The organism is Acidithiobacillus sp. TH-A35 (assembly GCF_057473505.1).
In genome coordinates, this window is record NZ_JBYCKR010000116.1 from 1 (window position 1) to 3,716 (window position 3,716).

The following is a 3,716-nucleotide window of genomic DNA, read 5'->3' on the forward strand; positions in this document are numbered from 1 at the left end:
AGCGGGATACCGACCAGATCAAGGCGGTCGGCAGATTGGGAATGGTCGCGTGCAGTAATCGTCAGCATAATCAGAACAAAAAGTAGCGTTGGGCAAGTGGTAAGTCTACTGCCGGATCACAAGTCAGCAATTCGCCGTCTGCCCTGACTGCGTAGCTTTGTGGATCCACCTCAATATGTGGCAGGGCATCGTTGTTCTTCATATCCTGCTTGCCAATGGCTCTGGTGTTCTGTACGGGCAGCACGCTACGCTGCAGTCCTAATTGCCCGGCCATGCCGTTTTCCCAGGCAAACTGGGACATAAAGGTAATCGAAGTATTCTGAAGAGCCTTTCCGAACGCTGCAAACATGGGACGTCCGTAAACAGGTTGCGGAGTAGGAATACTTGCATTGGTATCGCCCATCTGTGCCCAGGCAATCATACCACCCTTGAGTACGAGCTCAGGTTTAACCCCAAAAAATGCGGGCCGCCACAATACGAGGTCTGCCAGTTTACCAATCGCAATAGAGCCGAGGTGATCCGCCATACCGTGGGTGAGTGCTGGGTTAATCGTGTACTTCGCGATGTATCGTTTCACCCGCAGGTTATCATGGGTGGCCGGATCCCCCGGAAGGCTGCCGCGCTGCTCTTTCATCTTGTGGGCTGTTTGCCAGGTGCGCAAGATCACTTCCCCTACTCGCCCCATAGCCTGAGAGTCTGAGGCCATCATGGATATGGCGCCCAGATCGTGCAGGATGTCTTCGGCCGCGATGGTCTCACGACGGATACGGGATTCGGCAAAGGCGAGATCCTCAGCGATGCTAGGATCCAGATGGTGACAGACCATGAGCATGTCGAGGTGCTCTTCCACAGTATTCACCGTGTAGGGTCGTGTGGGATTGGTGGAGGATGGTAATACATTAGATTCGCCGCAAACTTTAATGATATCAGGAGCATGCCCTCCTCCGGCACCTTCTGTATGGTAACTATGAATGGTACGACCTTTGAAAGCGTTAATGGTATTTTCGACAAATCCGGCTTCATTAAGCGTGTCTGTGTGTATGGCTACTTGCACGTCGTATGCATCAGCAACAGTCAAACAGCAATCAATAGCGGCTGGGGTAGTGCCCCAATCTTCGTGTAACTTCAAACCGATAGCTCCTGCTTCAATCTGCTCGCGCAAGCCCTCCGGGCGAGAAGAGTTACCTTTACCCAAGAAACCCAGGTTCATGGGAAAGGCCTCGGCAGAAAGCAGCATTTGTTGCAAATACCACGGTCCGGGCGTACAGGTCGTCGCATTGGTGCCCGCGGCAGGGCCGGTACCACCGCCAATCATGGTGGTAATGCCTGACGCCAGCGCCGTTTCTATCAGTTGCGGGCAAATAAAGTGTATGTGTGAATCAACACCGCCGGCAGTAAGCACCATTCCCTCACCGGCAATGATTTCGGTGCCGGGTCCGATGATGATAGTCACACCCTCCTGCGTATCGGGATTACCTGCTTTACCAATGGCAGCAATACGCCCCAACCGTATGCCGACATCCGCCTTGATGATGCCCCACCAGTCAATAATAACCGCATTGGTGATGACGAGGTCCATGGCACCATCCGCATGGGTGATCGGAGATTGTCCCATGCCGTCACGAATGACCTTCCCGCCGCCAAATTTAACTTCATCGCCATAATGGGTCAGATCCCGTTCGATCTGAATTAGGAGCTGCGTGTCAGCCAGCCGCATGCGGTCTCCTGTAGTGGGGCCGTAATGCTCGGCATACGCACGTCTATCCATTTGCGCCATAGTTTTATGCTTCCTTCAGCAGACCGTTCACGAATCCGTTAAAACCAAAAACCTGACGAAGCCCGCCATAGGGGATCAACGTCACCGCCCGCTCGTCACCAGGTTCGAAACGAATAGCCGTTCCCGCAGGGATGTCCAGCCGCATTCCGTATGCTACTTCCCGATTAAAAGTAAGGGCAGCGTTGGCCTCGTAAAAATGGTAATGGGAACCCACCTGTATCGGCCGGTCACCGACGTTGGTAACCTGCATAGCAACGCGCGGGCGTCCAACGTTCAGTTCAATCGCACCATCTGCACTGATAATTTCACCGGGAATCATTTCAAATCACTCCTTTCCAATGCGGCTAGCGGATAGGCAGATGAACAGTCACTAGTTTGGTTCCATCCGGAAAGGTAGCTTCTACCTGTACTTCAGCAATCATCTCTGGCACCCCGTCCATAACCTCTTCACGTTTCAGTACTTGGCTCCCTTCGCTCATCAACTGACTGACAGACTTGCCGTCTCGGGCGCCCTCCAGAATCGCTGCAGAAATATAGGCAACGGCTTCGGGATAATTGAGCTTGAGACCGCGTTCTTTACGCCGTTCAGCCAGTAAAGCGGCTGTAAAAATCAATAACTTGTCTTTTTCCTGCGGGGTAAGATGCATAAAATCCTCTTATTCAGGTGCTCCAGACACGCGGTGAGCAGGCCGGTCGATGCAAAAATTGTCGGCGCACGATATCCCAGATGGCCACGAACCACGCTCGTGCGTTAGCCGTAGACGGTCCCCGGTAACGCGCTGTCATTCCACATTCGAGTCGAGTCACACCCGCGTCACCTTCCCAGTCCCGAGATCGCCACCATAACCTGCACGCCTCAACGAGCTCCCGATCAACCGGCGCACCTACCCAAGCCAGCGTGGCCATAACGGCATTCCCATTCAACCCAAAAGGCGAGTCCAGAAGTCCGCTACCTCCGTCTAATCGCTGCCGGTCTATCCAGAGTGGGCGACCTTTCCGCCATACCTCTGTCGTTGATTTCCAGCAACCCCGCGAAAACCTCTCACCAGAGGCACTTCGCCCAAAACGGGTAATTTCCCAGCCTAGCCAGAAGCCTTTTGCATCCAGCTCGATCCGCGACTGCTGATGCCAATATGCACCATCAAAAAGTATGGTCTCCTGTGGTAGCCATTCCAGACAAGCATCAGTACCCACCGTAATTTCCATACTCTGGTATGCATTTGTGGTACTACGATACACCTTGGTTGCTCCGGGACTGGTGAGCAACACGTGGGTATCTTCGGCGAGATCAACATGGATATGTAATTGATCGTCATTGGCCACCCCGCCCGGGGGATGGAGAATGATCCCATGACAAACCTCCGGACCTTCTGGATACAATGGCCGTTGAAAGGCCAAGGGCAAGACCGCCTCTTGTCGCTTTAACATGGTGTTGCCTTGTCTAGCCACGAAGGACAGCGAAAGATTCCCTTCCCAAGAGCACAACTTATTTTTTCACCTCGCTAAAATATATTGCGTCCACTCCGAAGTGTCGTAGGGCACAATATAAAGAAATCGTCTACCATAATTTTCTATGAAACCATCCAGAAAATTGGGCGGCTATGCCGCCCGAAGCACTTCTTAGGGAGTCACTCACAGCCATGGAGTCCATCACTAACGCCATGACTAGAAGATAATAGCAAATACCGCGCCACAACTTGCGGGCTAGTGTTTTCAGGCGACGTTCGCCAGCACGGAGATATCGGCCAAATGATCATTTTTGTGTGTTATCATTCTAATTCTATTTAACATGCTAGACTGCGAGAATATCCTCGTAAGGACTTTTTCAACGAACAACAGAGTCAGACGCACGAAGCGGCAACTTCTGCCGATCTGGGAAAGCCATACCATATGCGCACCGATATGGTGCACACTCGCGAAAAAAACTGCTTTCCGCTTT

The 3,716-nt window shown here is 52.5% G+C and carries 4 protein-coding genes; all 4 read right to left on the bottom strand.

Annotated elements, in window-relative coordinates; all coding sequences use genetic code 11:
* Window positions 1-70: 70 nt before the first annotated feature.
* Genes ureC through AC2VNK_RS04210 form a run of 4 tightly spaced genes read right to left on the bottom strand, consistent with a single transcriptional unit; the run spans window position 71 to window position 3,205 of the window.
* Window positions 71-1,777 carry an urease subunit alpha gene (ureC, locus tag AC2VNK_RS04195; RefSeq protein WP_486882932.1) on the bottom strand — a complete coding sequence of 569 codons (1,707 nt, stop codon included), beginning with the start codon at window positions 1,775-1,777 and terminating at the stop codon, window positions 71-73.
* Window positions 1,778-1,781: 4 nt separating this feature from the next.
* A complete protein-coding gene (locus AC2VNK_RS04200) occupies window positions 1,782-2,096 on the bottom strand; it encodes an urease subunit beta (protein WP_486882933.1) in 315 nt (104 codons plus the stop codon).
* Between the two features lie 25 nt (window positions 2,097-2,121).
* Window positions 2,122-2,424 carry an urease subunit gamma gene (locus AC2VNK_RS04205; protein ID WP_215893150.1) on the bottom strand — a complete coding sequence of 101 codons (303 nt, stop codon included), beginning with the start codon at window positions 2,422-2,424 and terminating at the stop codon, window positions 2,122-2,124.
* Window positions 2,425-2,437: 13 nt separating this feature from the next.
* On the bottom strand, window positions 2,438-3,205 hold the full coding sequence (locus AC2VNK_RS04210) for an urease accessory protein UreD (RefSeq protein WP_291520605.1): 768 nt from the start codon (window positions 3,203-3,205) through the stop codon (window positions 2,438-2,440).
* Window positions 3,206-3,716: the final 511 nt, after the last annotated feature.

Excerpts from the sequence above, each read along its gene's own strand:
- AC2VNK_RS04210 (WP_291520605.1), bottom strand. The coding sequence starts at position 3,205 with ATGTTAAAGCGACAAGAGGCGGTCTTGCCCTTGGCCTTTCAACGGCCA.
- ureC (WP_486882932.1), bottom strand. The coding sequence starts at position 1,777 with ATGGCGCAAATGGATAGACGTGCGTATGCCGAGCATTACGGCCCCACT.
- AC2VNK_RS04200 (WP_486882933.1), bottom strand. The coding sequence starts at position 2,096 with ATGATTCCCGGTGAAATTATCAGTGCAGATGGTGCGATTGAACTGAAC.
- AC2VNK_RS04205 (WP_215893150.1), bottom strand. The coding sequence starts at position 2,424 with ATGCATCTTACCCCGCAGGAAAAAGACAAGTTATTGATTTTTACAGCC.